This window comes from Gordonia sp. KTR9, from assembly GCF_000143885.2.
Taxonomy (GTDB): Bacteria; Actinomycetota; Actinomycetes; order Mycobacteriales; family Mycobacteriaceae; genus Gordonia.
Genome location: NC_018581.1, coordinates 370,954 through 393,747, shown reverse-complemented (window position 1 = coordinate 393,747; position 22,794 = coordinate 370,954). Strand labels below are relative to the sequence as shown.

At 67.5% G+C, this 22,794-nt stretch carries 19 protein-coding genes; 17 read left to right on the top strand and 2 right to left on the bottom strand.

Annotation, left to right across the window (positions count from 1 at the left end):
* Nucleotides 1–10 precede the first annotated feature (10 nt).
* From KTR9_RS02495 to nuoN, 12 genes are read left to right on the top strand one after another with little or no spacing between them, the layout of a single operon-like run.
* Nucleotides 11–565, top strand: coding sequence for a NuoB/complex I 20 kDa subunit family protein (locus KTR9_RS02495; protein ID WP_010844710.1), 555 nt, complete (start codon nucleotides 11–13; stop codon nucleotides 563–565).
* Nucleotides 562–1,269 carry an NADH-quinone oxidoreductase subunit C gene (locus KTR9_RS02490; RefSeq protein ID WP_010844711.1) on the top strand — a complete coding sequence of 236 codons (708 nt, stop codon included), beginning with the start codon at nucleotides 562–564 and terminating at the stop codon, nucleotides 1,267–1,269. The genes KTR9_RS02495 and KTR9_RS02490 overlap by 4 nt, the downstream gene beginning before the upstream one ends.
* Nucleotides 1,269–2,582, top strand: a complete 1,314-nt coding sequence (gene nuoD, locus KTR9_RS02485) for an NADH dehydrogenase (quinone) subunit D (protein ID WP_010844712.1) — start codon at nucleotides 1,269–1,271, stop codon at nucleotides 2,580–2,582. The genes KTR9_RS02490 and nuoD overlap by 1 nt, the downstream gene beginning before the upstream one ends.
* Nucleotides 2,579–4,594, top strand: coding sequence for an NADH-quinone oxidoreductase subunit NuoF (gene nuoF / locus KTR9_RS26790; protein ID WP_014925075.1), 2,016 nt, complete (start codon nucleotides 2,579–2,581; stop codon nucleotides 4,592–4,594). The genes nuoD and nuoF overlap by 4 nt, the downstream gene beginning before the upstream one ends.
* Nucleotides 4,591–7,014: an NADH-quinone oxidoreductase subunit G gene (locus KTR9_RS02475; RefSeq protein WP_014925074.1), complete on the top strand. Its 2,424-nt coding sequence runs from the start codon at nucleotides 4,591–4,593 to the stop codon at nucleotides 7,012–7,014. The genes nuoF and KTR9_RS02475 overlap by 4 nt, the downstream gene beginning before the upstream one ends.
* Complete coding sequence (gene nuoH, locus KTR9_RS02470) at nucleotides 7,011–8,345, top strand: NADH-quinone oxidoreductase subunit NuoH (protein WP_014925073.1); 1,335 nt, start codon at nucleotides 7,011–7,013, stop codon at nucleotides 8,343–8,345. The genes KTR9_RS02475 and nuoH overlap by 4 nt, the downstream gene beginning before the upstream one ends.
* Nucleotides 8,338–8,901 (top strand): NADH-quinone oxidoreductase subunit NuoI, encoded by a 564-nt coding sequence (gene nuoI, locus KTR9_RS02465; protein WP_014925072.1) that lies wholly within the window; start codon nucleotides 8,338–8,340, stop codon nucleotides 8,899–8,901. Before nuoH ends, nuoI begins: the two co-directional genes overlap by 8 nt.
* Complete coding sequence (locus KTR9_RS02460) at nucleotides 8,898–9,686, top strand: NADH-quinone oxidoreductase subunit J (protein ID WP_010844717.1); 789 nt, start codon at nucleotides 8,898–8,900, stop codon at nucleotides 9,684–9,686. The genes nuoI and KTR9_RS02460 overlap by 4 nt, the downstream gene beginning before the upstream one ends.
* Nucleotides 9,683–9,982, top strand: coding sequence for an NADH-quinone oxidoreductase subunit NuoK (nuoK, locus tag KTR9_RS02455; protein ID WP_010844718.1), 300 nt, complete (start codon nucleotides 9,683–9,685; stop codon nucleotides 9,980–9,982). Before KTR9_RS02460 ends, nuoK begins: the two co-directional genes overlap by 4 nt.
* A 10-nt stretch (nucleotides 9,983–9,992) precedes the next feature.
* Entirely contained in the window at nucleotides 9,993–11,906 is a 1,914-nt protein-coding gene (gene nuoL / locus KTR9_RS02450; RefSeq protein ID WP_014925071.1) for an NADH-quinone oxidoreductase subunit L, read from the top strand.
* A complete protein-coding gene (locus tag KTR9_RS02445; protein ID WP_014925070.1) occupies nucleotides 11,903–13,507 on the top strand; it encodes an NADH-quinone oxidoreductase subunit M in 1,605 nt (534 codons plus the stop codon). The genes nuoL and KTR9_RS02445 overlap by 4 nt, the downstream gene beginning before the upstream one ends.
* Entirely contained in the window at nucleotides 13,507–15,297 is a 1,791-nt protein-coding gene (nuoN, locus tag KTR9_RS02440) for an NADH-quinone oxidoreductase subunit NuoN (RefSeq protein WP_014925069.1), read from the top strand. Before KTR9_RS02445 ends, nuoN begins: the two co-directional genes overlap by 1 nt.
* A gap of 170 nt (nucleotides 15,298–15,467) precedes the next feature.
* Here nuoN and KTR9_RS02435 read toward each other — a convergent pair whose 3' ends face one another.
* Nucleotides 15,468–16,310, bottom strand: a complete 843-nt coding sequence (locus KTR9_RS02435) for an alpha/beta fold hydrolase (protein ID WP_014925068.1) — start codon at nucleotides 16,308–16,310, stop codon at nucleotides 15,468–15,470.
* A gap of 55 nt (nucleotides 16,311–16,365) precedes the next feature.
* Here KTR9_RS02435 and KTR9_RS02430 point away from each other — a divergent pair, with 55 nt between their 5' ends.
* From KTR9_RS02430 to KTR9_RS02420, 3 genes are all read left to right on the top strand, one after another.
* Entirely contained in the window at nucleotides 16,366–17,244 is an 879-nt protein-coding gene (locus tag KTR9_RS02430; protein ID WP_014925067.1) for a LysR family transcriptional regulator, read from the top strand.
* Nucleotides 17,241–18,197: a serine hydrolase gene (locus tag KTR9_RS02425; RefSeq protein ID WP_014925066.1), complete on the top strand. Its 957-nt coding sequence runs from the start codon at nucleotides 17,241–17,243 to the stop codon at nucleotides 18,195–18,197. The genes KTR9_RS02430 and KTR9_RS02425 overlap by 4 nt, the downstream gene beginning before the upstream one ends.
* 68 nt (nucleotides 18,198–18,265) lie before the next feature.
* Nucleotides 18,266–20,038, top strand: coding sequence for a penicillin-binding transpeptidase domain-containing protein (locus tag KTR9_RS02420; protein ID WP_014925065.1), 1,773 nt, complete (start codon nucleotides 18,266–18,268; stop codon nucleotides 20,036–20,038).
* Nucleotides 20,039–20,108: 70 nt separating this feature from the next.
* On the opposite strand, the gene KTR9_RS02415 is transcribed toward KTR9_RS02420, so the two are convergent.
* The gene (locus KTR9_RS02415) at nucleotides 20,109–21,707 is read right to left on the bottom strand and encodes an alkaline phosphatase D family protein (protein WP_044507522.1); all 1,599 of its coding nucleotides are present in this window, start codon (nucleotides 21,705–21,707) and stop codon (nucleotides 20,109–20,111) included.
* A 132-nt stretch (nucleotides 21,708–21,839) separates the two neighbouring features.
* Here KTR9_RS02415 and KTR9_RS02410 point away from each other — a divergent pair, with 132 nt between their 5' ends.
* Together KTR9_RS02410 and KTR9_RS02405 are read left to right on the top strand one after the other, a co-directional pair.
* A complete protein-coding gene (locus KTR9_RS02410; protein ID WP_010843269.1) occupies nucleotides 21,840–22,064 on the top strand; it encodes an amphi-Trp domain-containing protein in 225 nt (74 codons plus the stop codon).
* Between the two features lie 146 nt (nucleotides 22,065–22,210).
* A complete protein-coding gene (locus KTR9_RS02405) occupies nucleotides 22,211–22,729 on the top strand; it encodes an OsmC family protein (RefSeq protein ID WP_014925063.1) in 519 nt (172 codons plus the stop codon).
* The last annotated feature ends 65 nt before the right edge of the window (nucleotides 22,730–22,794 follow it).

Sequence of the window (22,794 nt, the reverse complement as noted above, 5' to 3'; positions counted from 1 at the left end):
GAGGTCACCCATGGGACTCGAGGAGAAACTCCCCAGCGGATTCCTGCTGAGCACCGTCGAGGATCTGGCGGGCTTCATGCGCAAGGGCTCGCTGTGGCCGGCGACATTCGGGCTCGCCTGCTGCGCCATCGAGATGATGGCCACCACGTCGGGGCGCTATGACCTCGCACGCTTCGGCATGGAGGCGTTCCGGGCATCGCCACGTCAGGCCGACCTCATGATCGTCGCCGGCCGGGTCAGCCAGAAGATGGCACCCGTCCTGCGGCAGATCTACGATCAGATGCCGGAACCCAAATGGGTTCTCGCCATGGGAGTCTGCGCGTCGTCTGGCGGGATGTTCAACAACTACGCGATCGTCCAGGGCGTCGACCACGTGGTCCCCGTCGACATCTATCTGCCGGGCTGCCCGCCGCGTCCGGAGATGCTGCTGCACGCGATTCTGAAACTGCACGAGAAGATCCAGGAGATGCCGCTCGGGGTCAACCGCGAGGAGGCCATCTGGGCGGCCGAACGCGCAGCCCTCCAGGCCACCCCGACGATCGAGCTCAAGGGGTTGCTCCGATGACGACGCCCGCAGGCCACCAGGATCCCGAGAATCCGGCGCCTCCGCCCCCCGATTCCGAACAGATCGGCGTCCGGCACGGCCTGTTCGGCCCGCCCGGAACCGGCGACACGTCGGGATACGGCGGGCTGGTCCGGCCGGTCACGCTGCCGCCCAGCTCGTCCCGTCCGTACGGCGGCTACTTCGACGAGATCGCCGATCGCCTGCGAGACGAACTGGGCGATCGTCACGACGACGCGATCGAGAAGGTCGTGGTCTTTCGCGACGAGATGACCATCCACGTTGTGCGCCGGCATCTCCCGGCCGTTGCATTGGCTCTTCGCAATGCGCCCGCCCTGCGCTTCGAACTCTGCCTGGGGGTCAGCGGTGTCCACTACCCCGGCGATGCGGACCGGGAACTCCACGCCGTCTATCCCCTCGCATCGCTCACGCACGGTCGACGAGTGCGGCTCGAGGTCGCGGCCCCGGACGCCGATCCGCACATCCCGAGCATCTGTGACATCTACCCGACCAACGACTGGCACGAACGCGAGACCTACGACTTCTTCGGCATCGTCTTCGACGGCCATCGATCTCTGACCAGGATCGAGATGCCCGACGACTGGGAGGGGCATCCCCAGCGGAAGGACTACCCGCTCGGCGGAGTCCCCGTGGAATACAAGGGAACCCGCATCGACCCGCCCGACCGGAGGAGGTCGTACAACTGATGACCGACACCCACACACGCACCTACACCGTGTCCGGGCAGGACTGGGACTCGATCGTGTCCGACGTCCGCACCCGCGCCGAACAACAACCCGGTGACGAACGCATCGTCGTCAACATGGGTCCGCAACACCCGTCGACACACGGGGTCCTGCGTCTGATCCTCGAGATCGAGGGCGAGACCGTCACCGAGGCCCGCTGCGGAATCGGGTACCTGCACACCGGGATCGAGAAGAACCTGGAGTACCGCAACTGGACTCAGGGCGTCACGTTCGTCACGCGGATGGACTACCTGTCGCCGTTCTTCAACGAGACCGCCTACTGCCTCGGTGTCGAGAAACTCCTCGGCATCACCGACGACATCCCGGAGCGTGCCACCGTCATCCGGGTGATGCTGATGGAACTCAACCGCATCTCCAGCCACCTCGTCGCATTGGCCACCGGCGGAATGGAACTCGGTGCCGTCACGGCGATGTTCCTCGGATTCCGCGAACGGGAGATGATCCTCGACCTGTTCGAACTCATCACCGGCCTCCGGATGAACCACGCCTACATCCGGCCCGGGGGTGTCGCACAGGACCTCCCGGCGGATGGTGTCGAACGTGTCGCCGAGGTGATCCGCCAGCTCCCCGGCCGCCTGGACGAACTCGGAGATCTGCTGACCGACAACTACATCTGGAAGGCGAGGACCCAGGGCGTCGGTTACCTGGATCTCACCGGCTGCATGGCACTCGGGATCACCGGCCCGGTGTTGCGGTCGGCCGGTTATCCGCACGACCTGCGCCGGGCCGAACCATACTGCGGTTACGAGGACTACGAGTTCGACGTCATCACCGAGGACACGTGCGATTCGTACGGCCGCTACCTGATCCGCGTCCGGGAGATGCGCGAATCGATCCGCATCGTCGAACAGTGCCTGGAACGCCTGCGTCCGGGGCCGGTGATGGTCGCCGACCGCAAACTCGCCTGGCCTGCCGACCTCGCGCTGGGGCCGGATGGACTGGGCAATTCGCCCGAGCACATCGCGCGGATCATGGGGACCTCCATGGAGGCTCTCATCCACCACTTCAAACTGGTGACCGAGGGCATGCGCGTCCCGGCCGGCCAGTGTTACATCGCCGTCGAATCACCGCGGGGCGAACTCGGCGTCCACATGGTCAGCGACGGCGGCACCCGTCCGTACCGCGTCCACTTCCGCGACCCGTCGTTCACGAATCTGCAAGCGGTCGCCGCGATGTGCGAAGGCGGGATGGTCGCCGACGTCATCACGGCGGTGGCCAGCATCGACCCCGTGATGGGAGGCGTGGACCGATGACCGATCCCGTGTTCGTGGACCTGAGCACCGCACCGCCGCCGGAGGGATCGGCGCCGGCGCACGCCACCCCGGTCCCACCCATCGTCTTCGACGGCCCGACGGACTACCCGGTCGAGGTCGCCGAGCACCTCGAAACACAGGCCCGGCCGATCGTGGCCCGCTACCCGCAGGCTCGATCGGCGCTGCTGCCGCTGCTGCACCTGGTCCAGTCCCAGGACGGCCGCCTCACGCGCGCCGGCATCGAGTTCTGCGCCGCGCTACTGGATCTGACGCCCGCACAGGTGGCCTCGGTCGCCACCTTCTACTCGATGTACCGGCGCACACCCACCGGCGAGTACCTGGTCGGCGTCTGCACCAACACCCTCTGCGCGACCCTCGGCGGCGACGAGATCCTGCGCTCGGTCTGCGACCACCTCGGCGTCGAACCCGGGGACACCACAGCCGACCACCGCATCACCGTCGAACACGTCGAGTGCAACGCGGCCTGCGATTTCGCGCCGGTGGTGATGGTCAACTGGGAGTTCTTCGACGACCAGACCCCGGAGTCGACCATCGAGCTGATCGAGGACCTCCGTGCCGGCGTCGAGGTCACCCCGGCTCGCGGAACCGGTCCGGTGCGATCGTTCCGAGAGACCGAACGGGACCTTGCCGGGGTGGTCGCGCCGGCCCCGGCCGAGCAGCCGACGAGTGCAGCACCCGACCCCGAGCCCGAACCTCCGGAGGCCCCGGTCCTGTCCCGCCACTGGAGCGAGCCGGAATCCTGGACCCTCGAAAATTACCGACGCCACAACGGCTATCGCGCGTTGTCGACCGCGTTGCGGACTCCGCCCGACGACATCATCGAGATGGTCAAGGCCGCCGGACTCCGCGGCCGCGGCGGCGCCGGCTTCCCGGTGGGCATGAAGTGGTCGTTCATCCCCCAGGGCGACGAGACCATCCCGCACTATCTCGTGGTCAACGCCGACGAGTCCGAGCCCGGTACCTGCAAGGACATGCCGCTGATGCTCGCGTCGCCGCACACCCTCGTGGAGGGCGTGATCATCGCGGCCCATGCCATCCGGGCTCACCACGCGTTCATCTACGTACGCGGCGAAGTCGCCTCGGTTCTCCGGCGATTGCGCACCGCCGTCGACGAGGCCTACGCCGCTGGTTATCTCGGCGCCGACATCCTGGGTTCGGGCTTCGACCTCGAACTGGTCGTCCACGCCGGCGCGGGTGCCTACATCTGCGGCGAGGAAACCGCACTGCTCGATTCGCTCGAGGGCCGACGGGGACAGCCCCGCCTGCGCCCGCCCTTCCCGGCGGTCGCCGGGCTGTATGCGAGTCCGACGGTCGTGAACAACGTGGAGTCGATCGCGAGTGTCCCGTCGATCGTCCGTAACGGCGTCGACTGGTTCCGGTCCATGGGCACCGAGAAGTCGCCCGGGTTCACCCTCTACTCGCTGTCGGGCCATGTGACCCGTCCCGGACAGTACGAAGCGCCGCTGGGAATCTCGCTACGGGAACTGCTCGATCGCGCCGGCGGGGTGCGCGCCGGGCACGAGCTGAAGTTCTGGACGCCGGGCGGGTCGTCGACGCCGATGCTGACGCCGGAGCACCTCGACGTCCCGCTCGACTACGAGGGCGTCGCCGCGGCCGGGTCGATGCTCGGCACCAAGGCCCTGCAGATCTTCGACGAGACGACGTGTGTGGTCGGCGCCGTTCTGCGGTGGACGGAGTTCTACGAACACGAGTCCTGCGGGAAATGCACCCCGTGCCGCGAAGGTACGTACTGGCTGGTGCAACTGCTCCGTCGTCTCGAGCACGAGGGCGGGACCGCCGCGGACCTCGACACCCTCGCCGACGTCACCAACAGCGTCGTCGGCAAGTCGTTCTGCGCTCTCGGGGACGGCGCGGGCAGCCCGATCGTGTCGTCGTTGGAGTACTTCCGCGACGAGTATCTGGCTCACCTCGACCACGGGTGCCCGTTCGATCACTCACGGTCGACCGTCTGGTCGGGAGGCGTCCGATGACACTGGTTCACGGCAGCGGTCCGGCGACCGAGACAGACAACCTGGTGGGCATCACGATCGACGACCGTGTTGTCCGGGTTCCCAAGGGCACCTTGGTCATCCGTGCGGCCGAGCAGATCGGGATCACGATCCCGCGGTTCTGCGACCACCCGCTCCTGGAACCGGTCGGCGCCTGCCGGCAATGCCTCGTCGAGGTCGAGGGACAGCGGAAGCCGCTCGCGTCGTGCACGACCGTGGCCACCGAGGGGATGGTCGTGCGGACACAGCTCAGTTCCGAGATCGCGGCGGGAGCCCAGCGCGGGGTGATGGAGCTCCTCCTGATCAATCACCCCCTGGACTGTCCGGTGTGCGACAAGGGCGGCGAGTGCCCCCTGCAGAACCAGGCGATGTCGGCCGGGCGCGCGGAGTCCAGGTTCGACGGCGTCAAGCGGACCTTCACCAAGCCGGTCCCGCTGTCGTCGGAGGTCCTGCTCGACCGGGAGCGGTGCGTGCTGTGTGCCCGCTGCACCCGATTCTCCACGCAGGTCGCGGGTGATCCGCTCATCGAGCTCGCGGATCGCGGTGCGCTGCAACAGGTCAGCATCTACGCCGACGAGCCGTTCGACTCCTACTTCTCCGGGAACACCGTCCAGATCTGCCCGGTCGGTGCGCTGACGGGCGCGCAGTACCGGTTCCGCGCGCGCCCTTTCGACCTGGTGTCGACGCCGAGCGTGTGCGAGCACTGCGCCAGTGGCTGCGCCCAGCGCACCGATCACCGCCGCGGCAAGGTCCTTCGACGGCTCGCCGGCGACGACCCCGAGGTCAACTCGGAGTGGAACTGCGACAAGGGACGCTGGGCGTTCGCCTACGCGTCGTCGGCGGAGCGGATCACCGCTCCACTCGTCCGGGACCGGCACGGCGAACTGCGTGAGGTGTCCTGGGCGCACGCGGTGCGCGTCGCGAGCGAGGGGTTGTCCCGATCGCTGGGCAACACCGGTGTTCTCACCGGCGGCCGGCTGACCGTCGAGGACGCCTACGCGTACTCACGATTCGCGCGGATCGTGTTGCGCACGAACGACATCGACTTCCGCGCCCGCAGCCACAGCGCCGAGGAGGCCGCCTTCCTCGCCGCCCGCGTCGCCGGGCGCGGGCTCGAGACCACCTACGAGGACCTGTCGAGCGCGCCCGCGGTGCTGCTCGCCGGGTTCGAACCCGAGGAGGAGTCCCCGATCGTCTTCCTGCGTCTCCGGCGCGCGGTCCGCACCTCGGGTCAGCGCGTCGCGACGCTCGCCCCGTTCGCGAGCCGAGGCGCAACCAAACTCGACGCCACGCTCTTCCCGACCGTGCCGGGTGACGAGGCCCGGGTGCTGCGGTCGGAGGCGGTGCTCGCCCACCTCGAGCCACCCGGTTCGGTCATCGTCGTCGGCGAACGGCTCGCCACCCGGCCCGGTGCGCTGCTCGCGGCCACGCAGCTGGCCGAGCGCACCGGCGCCCGACTGGCGTGGATCCCGCGACGCGCGGGCGAACGGGGCGCACTCGAGGCGGGAGCCCTGCCGGGACTCCTGCCCGGAGGGCGCCCGCTCGACGACGACGCCGCCCGTACGCCGGTGGCCGACATCTGGGGCACCGACCTCGACCCACGGCCCGGCCGAGACACCGCCGGGATCATCGATGCCGCGCGCTACGGACTCTCGCTGCTGATCGCCGGTGTGGACATCGACGACCTCCCCGACCCCACCGCGGCGACCGAGGCGCTCGCCGCCGCCCCGTTCGTCGTCAGCCTCGAGCAACGCCACAGCGCTGTCACGCGGTCCGCGGACGTGGTGTTCCCGACCGCCGTCGTCGCCGAGAAAGAGGGCACGTTCGTCGACTGGGAGGGCCGCCCGCGGAGCTTCACCACCGCCCTGAAGGATTCCGGCCATCTGTCCGACCACCGCATCCTCGACGCGATCGCCCGGCAGATGGGTGTCGACCTCCGATGTGGCGATGTGGCGACCATCCACATCGACCTGCGACGGATCGGTGGGTGGTCGGGCCGGCGGCCCGCCGTCGATGCCGTCGACATGCCGCAGCGCACTCCGGCCGCCGGCCAGGCGGTCCTGGCCGGCTGGCACATGCTGCTCGACGAGGGACGGATGCAAGACGGGGAGCCGTACCTCGCCGGTACCGCCCGCCCGCCGGTGGCTCGGCTGGCGCGCTCCACCGCAGCCGAAGCCGGTGTCGCGGCGGGTGGCCGTCTCCGCGTCAGCACCGCCGACGGCGCCATCACCCTTCCGGTGGAGATCACCGACATGCCCGACCGGGTGGTCTGGCTCCCGCTGTTCTCACCCGGCTCGCACGTCCACGCGGCGCTCCGCGCACAGGAGGGGGATCTCGTCGCCCTCGCGCCGGCTCCAGCACCGGTCGACATCACAGACGACACCGCAGGGGGTGCCCCGTGACACTCGCCGTCGACTACCCCACCCTCGACGACTTCGGGCTCGATCCGATCTGGCTCGTCGTCGCCAAGGCGGTGGCGGTGTTCGCGTTCCTCGTCATCAATCCGCTCGTCGCGATACTGCTGGAACGAAAGATCATGGCCCGCATGCAGACCCGGATCGGTCCGAACCGGGTCGGCCCCAAGGGAATCCTGCAGAGCCTTGCCGACGGGGTCAAGCTCGCACTCAAGGAAGGGATCATCCCCACCGGCGTCGACAAGGTAATCTACCTGCTGGCGCCGATCATCGCGGTCGTTCCGGCGGTGATGGCCTTCGCGGTCATCCCGTTCGGGCCGATGGTGTCGGTGTTCGGTCACCAGACACCGTTGCAGCTCACCGACCTCCCGGTCGGGGTCCTGTATGTCCTGGCCGTGACATCGGTGGGCGTCTACGGGATCGTGCTGGCCGGCTGGTCGTCGGGCTCCACGTATCCACTGCTCGGTGGCCTCCGGTCGACGGCCCAGGTCATCTCCTACGAGATCGCCATGGGACTCACCTTCGCCGCGGTGTTCCTCGACGCCGCGACCATGTCGACATCGGGAATCGTTGCCGCGCAGGAGCACCACTGGTATGTACTGCTGCTCCTGCCCTCGTTCGTCATCTACGCCATCTCGATGGTCGGTGAGACCAACCGGGCACCCTTCGATCTGCCCGAGGCCGAGGGCGAGCTGGTCGGCGGGTTCCACACCGAGTACTCGTCGTTGAAGTTCGCGATGTTCATGCTCGCCGAGTACATCAACATGGTCACCGTCTCCGCGCTCGCCACCACCCTGTTCCTGGGCGGTTGGCAGGCGCCGTGGCCGGTGAGCGCCTTCGACTGGGCCAACTCCGGTTGGTGGCCCGTGCTCTGGTTCACGTTGAAGGTGTGGGTGTTCCTGTTCGTGTTCATCTGGCTGCGAACCAGCCTGCCGCGCTTGCGGTACGACCAGTTCATGAACCTGGGCTGGAAGGTCCTGATCCCCATCTCGCTCACCTGGGTGATGGTCGTCGCGATCATCCGGGCCGCGTTCGCCGGTGAGGACGCCGACCTCACCCGGGCACTCGTGTCCGCGGGAGCCGGGCTCGTGGTCACGGGTCTGATCGCCTACGCGGTCTTGCGGCTGATGAGGATTCCCGACACCCCTGATGCGGCGGATGAGTCCGGAGACCCGGCCGCACCCGACGAGTTCGACCCGATGGCAGGCGGATTCCCCGTTCCGCCGATGCCCGGTCAGGTGATCCGACCGGGGACCACATCCGAGCCGGGCACACCCGTCACCGATCCGACAGCGAACAGGGAGACCACCGATGCCTGACTTCCTGAAACCCGTGAGCGGTTTGCGTGTCACCTTCGGCGGCATGTTCCAGCCGACGATCACCGAGCAGTATCCAGAGGAGAAGCGACCCACCGCCGCGCGATACCACGGCCGCCACCAGTTGAACCGGCATCCCGACGGCCTGGAGAAGTGCATCGGGTGCGAGCTGTGCGCCTGGGCCTGTCCGGCGGATGCGATCTATGTCGAGGGCGCCGACAACACCTTCGAGGAGCGCTACTCACCTGGCGAACGGTACGGCCGCGTCTACCAGATCAACTACTTGCGGTGCATCGGTTGCGGGCTGTGCATCGAGGCGTGCCCCACGCGAGCGCTGACGATGACCAACGACTACGAGCTCGCCGACGACAATCGCGTCGACCTCATCTACGAGAAGGACCGTCTGCTCGCTCCGCTGCAACCCGGCGTCGAGGCGCCGCCGCATGCGATGGCCCCGGGCTCCACCGAGGAGAACTACTACCGGGGTGAGGTGAGCGCCGACGGCCGCGTGGACCTGCCGGTTCCGACGGTCCGGGGTCACCGGGAGACGCAACCATGACCGCCGCGGACACCCTGTGGCTCGCCGACGAGGCGGTTCGCACCTCAACCGGTGAGGCGATCCAGTTCTGGGTTCTCGGAACCGTCGCCGTCGCAGGCGCTCTGGGCGTCGTCTTCGCCACCAAAGCCGTCTATTCGGCGATCTTCCTGGCCACCACGATGATCGTGCTCGCGGTCTTCTACGTCGCGCAGGGGGCACTGTTCCTGGGTGTCGTGCAGGTGGTGGTCTACACCGGCGCGGTGATGATGCTGTTCCTGTTCGTCATCATGCTGATCGGCGTCGACTCGTCGGACTCGTTGCGCGAGACGTTGCGCGGTCAGCGGGTGTCCGCCGCGTTGATCGGACTCGGCTTCGGGGTTCTGCTGATCGCCGGGATCGGCAGCGCCACCGTCGGAGTCGTCACTGGAGCCACCGCCCCCGACGCGATGGCCGCGGGCAGCGACGACGCCGTCGAGGCCATCGCCGAGCTGATCTTCGTCCGCTACCTGTGGGCCTTCGAGCTCACCGGCGCGCTCCTCATCGCCGCGACGCTGGGCGCCATGGTGCTGGCGCACCGGGAACGCTTCGGACCGCGGCTCACCCAGAAGGAACTGTCGCAGGCGCGGTTCCGCAGTGGGGTGAACCTGACCCCGCTGCCGACACCTGGCGTCTATGCGCGACACAATGCGGTCGACGTGCCGGCACGCCTGCCCGACGGCTCCCCGTCGGACTTGTCGGTGAACGCCATCCTGGCCGCGCGGACACTTCGCGCCCACACACCCGAGGAGCCGGGGGGTGGCCGGTGAACCCGGAGAACTACCTCTACCTCGCGGCGCTGTTGTTCACCATCGGCGCCGCCGGAGTACTGCTGCGACGCAACGCGATCATCGTCTTCATGTGCATCGAGCTGATGCTCAACGCGGCCAACCTCGCCTTCGTCACCTTCGCCCGGATGAACCAGTCGTTCGACGGCCAGGTGATCGCCTTCTTCACGATGGTCGTCGCCGCGGCTGAAGTGGTGGTCGGACTGGCGATCATCATGACCATCTTCCGATCGCGCCGGTCGGCGTCGGTCGACGACGCGGATCTGCTGAAGCGGTAGAGGAGGATTGGTGAACGCCGAACTCACTGCGTCACTGCTCTGGTCGATTCCCGCACTGCCGCTCGTGGGTGCCGCGATCCTGCTCCTCGGCGGACGCGCGACCGACCGGTGGGGGCACCTGCTCGGTACGGGTCTGGCGATCGCGTCGTTCGCGGTCGCGCTGATCATGTTCACCGGCATGGTGTCCCGTTCCGCCGACGACCGCGCCGTGTCGGACGTCCTCTTCAGTTGGGTACCGGTGGGCGAGCTGCAGGTCGACTTCGGGTTGCGCCTCGACCAGTTGTCGATGTGCTTCGTCCTGCTGATCACCGGCGTCGGTTCACTCATCCATGTCTATTCGATCGGCTACATGCAGCACGATCCCGATCGTCGTCGATTCTTCGCCTACCTCAATCTGTTCCTCGCGGCCATGCTGGTGCTCGTCCTCGCCGACAACTACCTGGGTCTGTATCTCGGCTGGGAAGGCGTCGGGCTCGCGTCTTACCTGCTGATCGGCTTCTGGCAGTACAAGCCGTCGGCGGCGACCGCGGCGAAGAAGGCGTTCGTCGTGAACCGGGTCGGCGACATCGGGCTGGCCGTCGGCCTGATGATCATGTTCGCCACGTTCGGGTCGGTGTCCTTCACCGCCGTCTTCGACGGCGCCTCGCAGGCGGGCGAGACCACGCTCACCGCACTGGGTTTCGTACTGCTCCTCGCGGCGTGCGGCAAGTCGGCGCAGGTACCGCTGCAGTCCTGGCTTGGCGACGCGATGGAGGGCCCGACACCGGTGTCGGCCCTGATCCACGCCGCGACCATGGTGACCGCGGGCGTCTATCTCATCGTCCGCTCGGGCCCGATCTTCGACCTCGCCCCCGCCGCCCAGGCAGGGGTCGTGGTCGTCGGCGCGGTCACCTTGCTGTTCGGTGCGATCATCGGTTGCGCGAAAGACGACATCAAGAAGGCGCTGGCCGCGTCGACGATGAGCCAGATCGGGTACATGGTCCTGGCCGCCGGGCTCGGGCCGGCCGGTTACGCGTTCGCCATCATGCACCTGCTGACCCACGGCTTCTTCAAGGCGGGGCTGTTCCTGGGCGCGGGTTCGGTGATGCACGGCATGAACGACGAGACCGACATGCGCCGCTACGGTGGCCTGCGCACCCTGATGCCGATCACGTTCGCCACCTTCGGTGTCGGCTATCTCGCCATCATCGGCGTGCCGCCGTTCGCCGGCTTCTACTCGAAGGATCACATCATCGAGGCGGCGTTCGGAGCCGGTGGCGCCAAGGGGTTGATCCTCGGTGGCGCCGCACTTCTCGGCGCCGGGATCACCGCGTTCTACATGACCCGGGTCATGCTGCTGACCTTCTTCGGCGACAGGCGCTGGCACGACGGCACCGACGCGCCGGTACCGCATCCGCACGAGTCGCCGCGGGTGATGACCGGTCCGATGATCCTGATCGCGCTCGGCTCCGTCGCATCAGGCGGCCTCCTGGCCATCGGCGGATCGCTGGAGACGTGGCTCGAACCCGTTGTCGGAGAACACACTGCGCACCACCTCATCCCGGTGTGGGCGATGACCGCGATCATCCTCGTCGTGGTCGCCGCCGGCGTTGCCGTCGCCTACCGTCAGTACGCGACCCGTGCGGTGCCGGTGACCGCACCCGAGGACGTGTCCGTGCTGACCGTCGCTGCCCGCCGCGATCTGTACGGCGATGCCGTCAACGAAGAGCTGCTGATGCGGCCGGGCCGGCGCCTCACCTCCGGGTTGGTCGCGGTCGAGTCCGACGGGGTCGACGCACTCACCAGCGGCGTCGGCGATGCGGTGACCGGTGCGTCGGGTCGAATACGGGGCTGGCAGAACGGATATGTCCGGTCCTACGCCCTGTCGATGTTCGCGGGCACCACGGTGATCGTGGCCCTGGTGATGGCGGTGAACGTCCTGTGAGCATCCCCTGGCTGACCGTCCTCTGGGTCGCGCCCGCGGTCGGCGCGGCGCTTGTCCTGGCGGTGCCGGCGCACCGGGCGACCGCCGCGAAGTGGTTCGCTCTCGTGATGTCCGTGGCGGTTCTCGTCCTGGCGATCGGCCTCGCGATCGGTTTCGATCCCGGTGGCGAGCGCTACCAGTTCGTCGAGGACGTCAGCTGGATACCGGCGCTGGGCACGCGGTACGCGCTCGGTCTCGACGGCATCGGACTGGTGTTGGTGCTGCTGACCGCGGCGCTACTGCCGCTGCTGCTCGTCGCCGGCTGGCGCGATGCGGAATCCGTCGGCTCGCTGGACAGCTCGGGCGGTCGCGCGCAGAAGGGCCCGCACATCTATCTGGCACTGTTCCTCGCGACCGAGGCGATGGTGCTGATGAGCTTCGTCGCCCTCGACGTGCTGCTGTTCTACATCTTCTTCGAGGCGATGCTCATCCCGATGTACTTCCTGATCGGCGGGTTCGGCACCGGGCCGAACCGATCGGCCGCGGCGGTGAAGTTCCTGCTGTACAACCTCTTCGGTGGCCTCCTCCTGCTGGCCGCGGTGATCGGGCTCTACGTGGTGACCGCGCAGGACGGGGTGGGCGCGGACGGTGGCGGGACCTTCGCGCTGCCGGACATCGCCGCCGCGGTCGCCGGCGGACAGATCGACGATTCGACCGGGCTGGCCAAGCTTCTGTTCCTCGGCTTCCTGTTCGCGTTCGCGGTGAAGGCGCCGCTGTGGCCGCTGCACTCGTGGTTGCCCGACGCCGCGGTCGCTGCCACTCCCGCCTCGGCGGTACTGATGATGGCAGTGATGGACAAGGTCGGGACCTTCGCGATGCTGCGGTTCTGCATGCAGCTGTTCCCGGATGCGTCACAGTATTTCGCGCCGCTCGTCTGCGGACTCGCCGTGGTCGGCATCGTGTACGGCGCGATCCTGGCGATCGGCCAGACCGACGTGATGCGGCTGATCGCCTACACATCCATCTCCCACTTCGGCTTCATCATCCTCGGGATCTTCGTGATGACCGACCAGGGCCAGACCGGCTCGGCCCTCTACATGGTCAACCACGGGATCTCCACCGCCGCACTGTTCCTCATCGCCGGGTTCCTGGTGTCGCGCCGTGGGAGCACCCTGATCGCCGACTACGGAGGGGTGCAGAAGGTCGCACCAGTCCTCGCGGGCACCTTCCTGGTCGCCGGGCTCGCCACCCTCTCGCTCCCCGGGCTCGCCCCCTTCATCAGCGAATTCCTGGTTCTCATCGGCACATTCACCCGATACCCGGTGGCCGCGGTGGTCGCCTGCTCGGCGCTCGTCCTCTCGGCGATCTACATCCTCTGGACCTATCAGCGGATGATGGGCGGGCCGCCTAAGACGCCCGATGCCCGCTCGTCGCCGATGCGTGACCTGGCGGGACGCGAGCTGGTGGTCGTCGCACCACTCCTCGCCCTGCTCATCGGGCTGGGGGTGTACCCGAAACCGATGATCGATCTGATCGATCCCGCGGTGCAGGCAACGCTCACCACCGTCGGCGTCGAATCGCCCGAACCGGCTGTGGCCGAGCCTGATGCGGAGGGCAACTGATGAATCCGAACACCCTCGTCGGAGACTCGATGACGCTCGCTGCCATCGACACCCCCAGCGTCGAGTACGCATCACTGTCACCGATGCTCATCGTGTTCGGCGCCGGGGTCGTCGGGGTGCTGGTCGAGGCGTTCGCGCCGGGCCGCCTGCGCTATCCCATGCAACTGTCTCTCTCGCTCGGCGGACTGGTCGTCGCATTCGCTGCGCTGATCACGCTGGCGGTCGCGCAGACACACGATGGCGCGAACGGCGAGTTCGCGATGTCCGGCGCGGTCGTCGTCGACCGGCCGGCACTGTATCTGCAAGGGCTGCTGCTGATCATCGCGATCGTTGCGGTCGGGTTCATGGCCGAACGTCGGCTCGAGCGCGTCGTGGCGCCCGTGACGATGCGCAGACTCGCCGGGGTCGGCGGGGCCGAGTCGGCGGCCGGCGCAGGCACCGCCGGCGTCGGTCCGAACGGTGGTGGGGTCGACGCGGACATGTTCACCCCCTCCGGAGCCTCGGTGCCCAACACCGACGCCGAGTTCGAGGCCACCCGCGCCGGTGCGGTGACCACCGAGGTCTTCCCGCTGGCCCTGCTCGCGGTGGGCGGGATGATGTTGTTCCCGGCGTGCGGTGATCTCCTCACGATGTTCATCGCGTTGGAGGTGTTCTCGCTCCCGCTGTATCTGCTGTGCGGACTCGCGCGGCGCAGGCGCCTCATCTCGCAGGAGGCCTCGCTCAAATACTTCCTGCTGGGTGCGTTCTCGTCGGCGTTCTTCCTGTTCGGCTCGGCGTTCGTGTACGGCGCCACGGGTTCGCTCAACCTCTCGACGATCGGTGCGTCGATCTCGGCGGCCGCCGGCAGCGGCGGAGACACCACGCTGGCACTCATCGGACTGGCTCTCCTCGCCGTCGGCCTGCTCTTCAAAGTGGGTGCGGTGCCGTTCCATTCGTGGATACCGGATGTCTATCAGGGCGCCCCGACGCCGGTCACGGCGTTCATGGCCGCAGCAACCAAGGTCGCCGCCTTCGGCGCGCTGCTACGTGTGTTCTACGTCGGCTTCCCCGCACTCCGCGAGCAGTGGGAACCCGCACTGTGGGCGGTGGCGATCGCCTCGATGGTGATCGCCTCGGTGATGGCGGTGACCCAAACGGACGTGAAGCGCATGCTGGCTTACTCGTCGATCGCGCACGCCGGGTTCATCCTGCTCGGCCTGATCGCCTTCGACGACGCCGGGCTCGGCGCCACGCTGTTCTACCTCGCCGCCTACGCCTTCACCACTCTCGGCGCGTTCGCCACGGTCGCCGTGATCCGCGAGCCCGACACAGACACCCGGACCTCCGCTCGCAATGCCGTCATCCACGGCGCGACACCGACACCGACACCGCGCAACCCCCACCTGTCCGGCCGCGAGGCCACCGACCTCACCCAGTGGTCGGGGCTGGGCCGCCGATATCCGCTTGTGGGTGCCATGTTCGCGGTCTATCTGCTCTCGTTCGCGGGCATCCCACTGACCAGTGGCTTCATCGCCAAGTTCGACGTCTTCGCCGCAGCAGCCGGTTCCGGCGGAGGCGTACTCGTGGTCATCGGCGTCATCAGCAGCGCGATCGCCGCATACGTTTACATCCGCATCATCGTCGCCATGTTCTTCGACGACGTACCCGCCACCGGCGCCCCGCACGTGGTGAAACCCAGTGTGCTGACGACGTCCGGCATCGCCCTGTGCACTCTCGTGACGGTGGCCCTCGGCGTCTTCCCCCAACCGCTGCTCGATCTCGCCGATTCGGCGTCGGTGTTCCTGCGCTGACGGGCCGCGGTCGTCGCTCGGGGTCGTCACTATTCAATTGTCAAACGTCCCGCGCAGTACCGTTTTCGGGCCGCGGCCGGGGCAGTTGTGTCCGGTATGCGGCGCAAACTGCCCCCAACGTCAGGCGGCTGCGGCTCGACAGGCCGCGGCCGGGACCACACCCCATCAGCTCAGTCGGTGCTGACACTCGCGACGTGTCGAATGATGTTCTCCGTCAGCGCATCCGGCTCGGACTCCGGTAGCCAGTGCCCTCCGGGTATCTGTTGGACGTCCAGCCCGCGAACGACATCGGCTGTCTTGCGCATCACGTCCACACTGAAGAACGGATCGTCCCGACCGTAGATGTACGTCGTGGGCACAGGATGTTGCGATGCAGGTGGCCGGGGATGCTTCGGCGGCCGCAGTCGCTCGAACAGCATCCGTCGATACCAGTTGACCGCGCCTCGCGCGACGCCGTCCGACCTCATGCGTTGCTGATAGTGATTCGCACGTTCCGCGGAGAGGCCGGACCGTTCCAGGAACCGGGCCAGGTGCCGCGTCAGCACATGTTCCGGTACCGCAGGCAGCACCAACGCGAGCATGTACCAGCTCCGCACTGCCTGTCCTGTTCGTAGCATTCCCCAAGCCAGGGCCTGCGGGTGCGGGGTCGACACGATCGTGGCGGTACGCAGTCGGTGCGGGTGAGTTCTGCGCATCGTCCACGTCAGAGCACCGCCCCAGTCGTGTCCGACGACATGAGCACGGTCCACGCCCGCGGCGTCGAGCAGCGCGATGACGTCGGCAACGAGCCGCGGCGACCCGTACCGCGACACCGACCGCGGGCACGCCTCGGGCGAGTAGCCACGCAGGTTCGGGATGAGAACCCGAAAACCACATGTGGCCAGCGACTGCCCCACTTCGTTCCACGCCGTACGGTCCTGCGGGAATCCGTGTAGAAGTACTATCGCCGGGTCGTCGGCAGCTCCGAGATCGGTCACTTCGAAGGTGAGCCCGTCGGCTGAGAACGTGTCCACGTGGCATTTCCTCCTCGGATGATCCAGTCGTACCAACCATGCCATCCTGGAACCCGTGGATCTGATCAGGCACTTGCGGTTCTTCGTCGCCGTGGCCGAGGAGGGTCACTTCGGTGAGGCCGCTGCCCGTCTGGAGATGACGCAGCCGCCCGTGTCGCAGGGTCTGCGCCGCCTGGAGAAACAGCTGGGGCTCCAGCTCATCCGACGCACCACGCGCGGCGCCGAACTCACCGACGCTGGTCGCGAACTCCTCCCCCGCGCTCGTCTGCTCGTCGACGACGCTTCGCGATTCATCGGCGAGGCCCGCCGGTTACACGAGCACACCGAGGTATTGCGTTGGGGCGCTGCGTCACTGATCGGACCGACGATCACAGCCACCCTCGCACATCGCATCGCCGGCGTGGCGTCCGGACAGGACGCCGTCAGCGCATCGACAGTGAATCTCGTCGAACAGGTGTCGGCCGGCTCACTCGACTTCGCCGTCGTCGAAGCCCCCTGTGTCACCGGATCCTTGACCAGCGGGCCGGTTGTCGTCGTCAAACGCTCGGTGGTGGTGCCTGCGACGCACCCGGCGGCATCCGCCGACCGGCCCCGCCTACGTCAACTGGCGGGTCTGCACTTCTGCCACACGCCACGGTCGTTCAACCCGCCCGCACACGACCAGCTGATCGACCGGTTCCGCGAGTCAGGACTCGACCCGCGGTTGTATCCGGTGACCTCAGCCGACCAGGTGCTGGCCGCGGTTGCTGCCGGGAACGCCTTTGCGCTGACGGTCGATCGCGACGTCCTCGCCGCGGTCGATGCCGTCCGCTGTCTTTCCATCGGGCGGGACGCCACGGCGCTACGCCTACGCGTCGTGTATCGCGAACCCGGTCTCAGCGAGGTGGCAGGAATCGTCACCGCCGCCCTCTACCGAATGGGCAAGGCCTCGTGAGCGCATCGACGTCCCTACCCGCGCCGGTCCGCGCCGAACTCGATCGCGTCATCCGCGAAACCTTCACCGATGCAGGGTGTTCGGGCTGCGTGCATGCACGGACGATCGGGCCGACACCGGTCGAGTTCAGCCACGATGCCGATGCGCCGGTCGTGCTGGCATCGGTGTACAAACTGGCGGTGTTGATCTCCTTGTGCCGCCTGGCAGATCGCGGTGACATCGACCTCGCCGCATCGATCACCGTCGAGCCCACGCGGTGGGCTCAGGGACCGACCGGGCTCGCGCTGTTCACCGACCCGGTGACCATGACCTGGCGCGACCTGGCCACGTCGATGATGACCGTCTCCGACAATGTCGCCGCCGACGTCATCCTCACCCACATCGGGTTGCCGCGGATCCACGCAGACCTGAACCAACTCGGCCTGACGCACACCCGCATCGTCGGCGGCGTCGCCGAACTGCACGAGCGCCTGCAGCGGGAGACGGGCACGAGCACCGTCGCCGAGGCTTTCGCAGCACTGGCCGATCCCGACATCGACCCGTCGGTCAGCGCCTACGACGCCGCGTACTCCAGCTCCGCGACGCCCCGAGACTGTACGACGCTGCTCGACGCGATCTGGACCGACCGCGCCGCGTCCGCCGCGTCGTGCGAGTTCATTCGGCAGACGATGAGAAAGCAGGTCTTCACCTCGCGACTGGCATCGGGCTTTCCGTTCCGCCGGGTCAGCGTCGCGGGCAAGACAGGCACACTCGTCGCTGTCCGCAACGAAGTCGGCGTCATCGAGTTCCCGGGCGAACTGCCGGTCGCCATTGCGGTGTTCACGATGAGCGCGAGGTCCGAGATGGCGCTGCCCGAGGTCGATCGCGCCATCGGGGAAGTCGCCCGCGCGGTGGTCACGGAACTACGAACGCCGACGACTGATCACAAACCACCGTTTCAGCAGCGACCATAGCGAACCGCTATCGACCCATTGTGTGCCGAAACTTGGCATCGCGGGGCTTCGATGGGTTGGCTCGGGGCATGCGTCGATGGTGGGCACTCCTGAGTGCATGTGCGGTGATCGTGGGTACGGTGTCGGGCTGCTTCCTGTCGTCGGAGTCGCCGGAGGACGCGCTGCGGTCTTTCGCCGCCGCCCTCCAGGAGGGGGATCCCTCCGGCGCCGCTGCACTCACCGACGATCCGGTCGCGGCGAACGCGGCGATCGCAGCGATGTTCGACGGCATGGGTCAGACGCCGAAACTCTCGGTCACCGGCAGCCTCGTCGACGACAAGGAGGTCAGTGGCACCCTCGATCACCGGTGGCAGATCCGCGATCGCAGCGTCGCGTATCAGACCTCCGTCGTCCTCGCCGAGACAGATTCTGGATGGCGGATTCGGTGGCAACCGTCCGTGCTCCACCGGCAACTCCGTGCCGGAGAGTCGTTCTCCTACAGCGATGACCGCGCATACCGAACCCCGGTTCTCGACGCCCGCGGTCGACCGCTCATGACGTGGCAGCCTGTCACACTGGTGAATCTGCAACGCGCGCAACTCGGTTCGGCAGATGCGCTCGCACGTGCACTCCGGCCCATCGAACCGGGCATGACCGCTGCGGGGATCCGCGCGTCCTTCGACGGCAACACTGCTCCGCAACAGACGGTCATCCGACTTCGCAGCTCCGATCTCGGCCGGGTCGAGCGCGACGTCAAGGCCATTCCCGGCGTCACGCTCAGCGAGCAGGGCGCGCTGCTCAGCGCGACGAAAGCTCTCCATTCACCGGCGATGTCGGGACTCGAGGACATCTGGCGTACGACCATCGACGCCACGGCCGGCTGGTCCGTCCAGATCGTCGACCCCGAGGGCACACCCACCCACCTCGTGGACTCGGCGCAGCCCGGTGCGACGCCCCCGGTGCGTACCACCCTCGATCGGGACATCCAGACCCGCGCGCAGCTCGCCGTCGACGATGAACGACGCCCGGCCATGATCGTCGCCCTCGAACCGTCGACCGGCGGAATTCTCGCCGTCGCACAGAACGACGCCGCGGACAGGTCGGGATCGGTGTCGCTGTCCGGCCTGTACCCACCCGGGTCGACATTCAAGACCATCACGACCGCCGCCGCTCTGGACGCCGATGCGGTTCAGGTCGGTTCGCAGGTGCGCTGTCCGGGACGCGCCACCATCGAAGGCCGGACCATCCCGAACGAGGACGACTTCGATCTCGGGACCGTGCCACTGCCCACCGCGTTCGCGCGGTCGTGCAACACGACGATGGGCGCCCTCGCGAACAAGCTCTCCGACGATGCCCTGACCACGATGGCGCGGCGATTCGGCATCGGCGCGGATTACACGGTCCCCGGCCTGACAACCGTGACCGGTTCGGTGCCCAGGGCCGACTCCCCCGCGTTGCGGGTCGAGAACGGTATCGGTCAGGGCACCGTGACCGTGAGCCCCTTCGGCCTCGCCCTCGCCGAGGCGAGCCTCGCTCGCGGCGAGACCGCGGTTCCCACCCTGGTGCAAGGGCAACGAACGACGGGAGACGTCGAACCCCAACAGATCTCCGATGGTGTCGTCCGAGCGCTCCGAAGCATGATGCGGGACACGGTCACTCGTGGTACGGCGACCGCGCTCCGTGATATCCCCGGACTCGGCGGCAAGACCGGCACCGCGGAATACGGTGACAACAAGAACCCGCATGGCTGGTTCGCCGGGATCGTCGGGGACCTGGCGTTCGCGACACTCGTCGTGGGCGGCGGGTCATCGGGTCCTGCGGTCGAGGTCACGGGTGAGTTCCTGCGTCCCTTGCGGAATTAGAGGCGTCCTCGACAGTGCCTCATTCGTAACGGTTTCCGGCACTGATCCCGCACTCCGCGGGCCCCGGGTCTCAGCGCGCCGGTTCCAGCGCCTTGCGGTACAGCGTCCTGCCCGACGCGTCGACCAGATCCACGCTCAGCACCTTGGTCCTACCGTCGATCGCCACCTCCCCGAAGTGCTGGAATCCCTCGGCCGGTGACACATTCGACTCGGTCGGCGCGTGCACGAACTCGTACTCGGCGCCAAAAGTGCCGTCCAGCGGACTCTCGGGGAACGCGCCTGCATGCAGCGGTCCGGCGACGAATTCCCAGAAGGGCGAGAAGTCCTTGAACGACGCGCGATCCGGCTCGTACGAGATCGCTGCGGTGTAGTGGACGTCGGCGGTCAGGAACACGACGTTCGGCACGTTCTTCGTCTCCGAGAGGATTCGCGCGAACGCGATCTCCCGACCCAGCGGGTCACCGTCGTCGCCCTGGGCGACGGCCTCCATGGCCTTGGGGCCGTTCGCCGGTGTCGTGTTCTTGTCCCCGACAACAATACTCAGCGGCAGGTCGTTGGCGACGACCTTCCATGTCGCGCGCGAACCCCTCAATCCGTCGATGAGCCACTGCGTCTGCTCGGCGCCGAGGAGACCGTTGGCGTTGCCTCTCGACCAGGCATCCGGATTCGGGTCCTTGTAGCTGCGCATGTCGAGAAGGAAGACATCGAGCAGCGGGCCGTAGGAGATGGTGCGATACAACCGATCCGACGCGCCGACCTCGACGGGTTGCCACTCCTGCCATGCCTGGCGTCCGTTGCGCGCGAGTGCGTCGACGCTCATCTCGGTGTAACCCTCGCGGCCTTGTCCGGACAGGCTCTCGCCGGGGAACCAGTTGTTGACGACCTCATGGTCGTCCCACTGCACGAGCTGCGGGACGGATCCGACGAAGCGTCGGAAATGCTGGTCGGTGAGGTTGTAGGCATAGTTGCCGCGGAACTGATCCACGGTCTGTGCCACCTGTTCCTTCGCCGGACTGGTGATGTTCCGGTAGAGCGTGCCGTCGTTCTGCTCCTGCGTCGGCTCGACGGGGTTGTCGGCGTAGATGGCATCGCCGGAGTGGATGAAGAACTGCGGGTCACGGTCGGCCATGGTGGAGAAGATCGTCAGGCCGCCCATGTCGGGGTTGATACCCCAGCCCTGGCCGACTACATCCCCGGACCACTGGAACCTGATGTCGCCCTCGCGCACCGGCGCGGTCGTGAAGGTGCCACTCACCGGTTCGGAGCGCGCTCCGTTCTCCCCCTCGAGGGTCACGCGATAGTGCACGACCTGTCCCGGTTCGAGGCCGGCGAGACGCAACCTCCCGGTCCCGTCGGTTGCCGGAGTCAACACCGGACCGCGGAGCGTGCGTGCACCGCTGAAGGATTCGGTCGATGCGGTCTCGACGATCATCGTCGCCGGACGATCCGACCGCGCCCACACCAACGCTCCGCCACTGGTCACTTCCCCGGTGGCCACGCCGTGGGTGAGAACGGGCCGGTTCCTGACCAGGCTCGGCGACGCCGCGCTCGGGTTCGACGATCCGCAGGCCGCGAGTGCCGATCCGACCGGGACGAGGAGCGCCCCCGCAGCGGCGGTCCGGAGGATCGTGCGACGTGACGGCGTCCCGACTCGTTGGGGTTGGGTCATGGTCTCCAGGGTCGCGCAGCACTTCCAATGCACCGTGAAGCGCGGGTGACGAGAAGGTGTCCGCACAGCGATACGGCGTTTCCGGCACGCCTGCCGCTTGACCGGACATACCCGGTCGGCTCAGATGGACTGATGAGCGACGAACTGTTCGAGCACAAGACCAAGACCGAGCTGTCTCGTGAAGAGGCCGCGAAGAAGATCCATGAACTCGCGGACGCGATCGCCCGTCACAACGAAGTGTCCTTCGTGGAGAACAACAAGACCGTGCGCGTCGACATCCCGGCCACGGTGCAACTGAAGATCGAGATCGAACGCGGTGAGGACGAGTCCGAACTCGAGATCGAGATCACCTGGTAGACCCGCCTGTTCAGGGAACGTCGGCCGCGCAGGATGCCCCTCCTGGCAGCAACATCCAAGTGTTCCGCTCACTCTGACGCAGAACGTCGTCGTACTGGGCGGTGACAGATAGCTTCGTCGGCAAACCGCACTGTCGAAGGAGCACCATGACCGAGACCGCCACCCGCCTCAATGACGTGGACATCGCCGCTGTCGGCCAACTGGTCGAGGCGATCCAGGGCGACGCCACCAAGGCGCAGACGACGTGGGCCGCGCACGTCCAGTGGAACGGTTCGTTCGCATCCGAGGCCCGGATTCGCAACTTTTCGCCAGTCGCGTCCGACGAGCCCGCCGCGCTCGGCGGCAGCGACACGGCACCCAACCCGGTCGAGCAACTGCTCGGCGCCCTGGGCAACTGCCTCGCCGTCGGCTATGCAGCGAATGCCACGGTGGCGGGCATCGAACTCAAGGACCTGCGGATTGATGTGAAGGGCGACGTCGACCTCCACGTCTTCCTCGGACTGGCGGAGGGACACGCCGGCTTCGAATCCATCACCGCCAAGGTGACAATCGACTCCGACGCCCCGCGCGAGAAGCTCGACGAGCTGCACGCCAAGGTCCAAGCCAGCTCACCTGTGGGACACACTCTCGGCAACGCGGTGCCGGTGGAGATCGTGTTGAGCTGACCAGATCTGTGCCGGATCAGCCGGAGACCGACACACGAACGCCCTCAGTCGATGACGATGGCCCG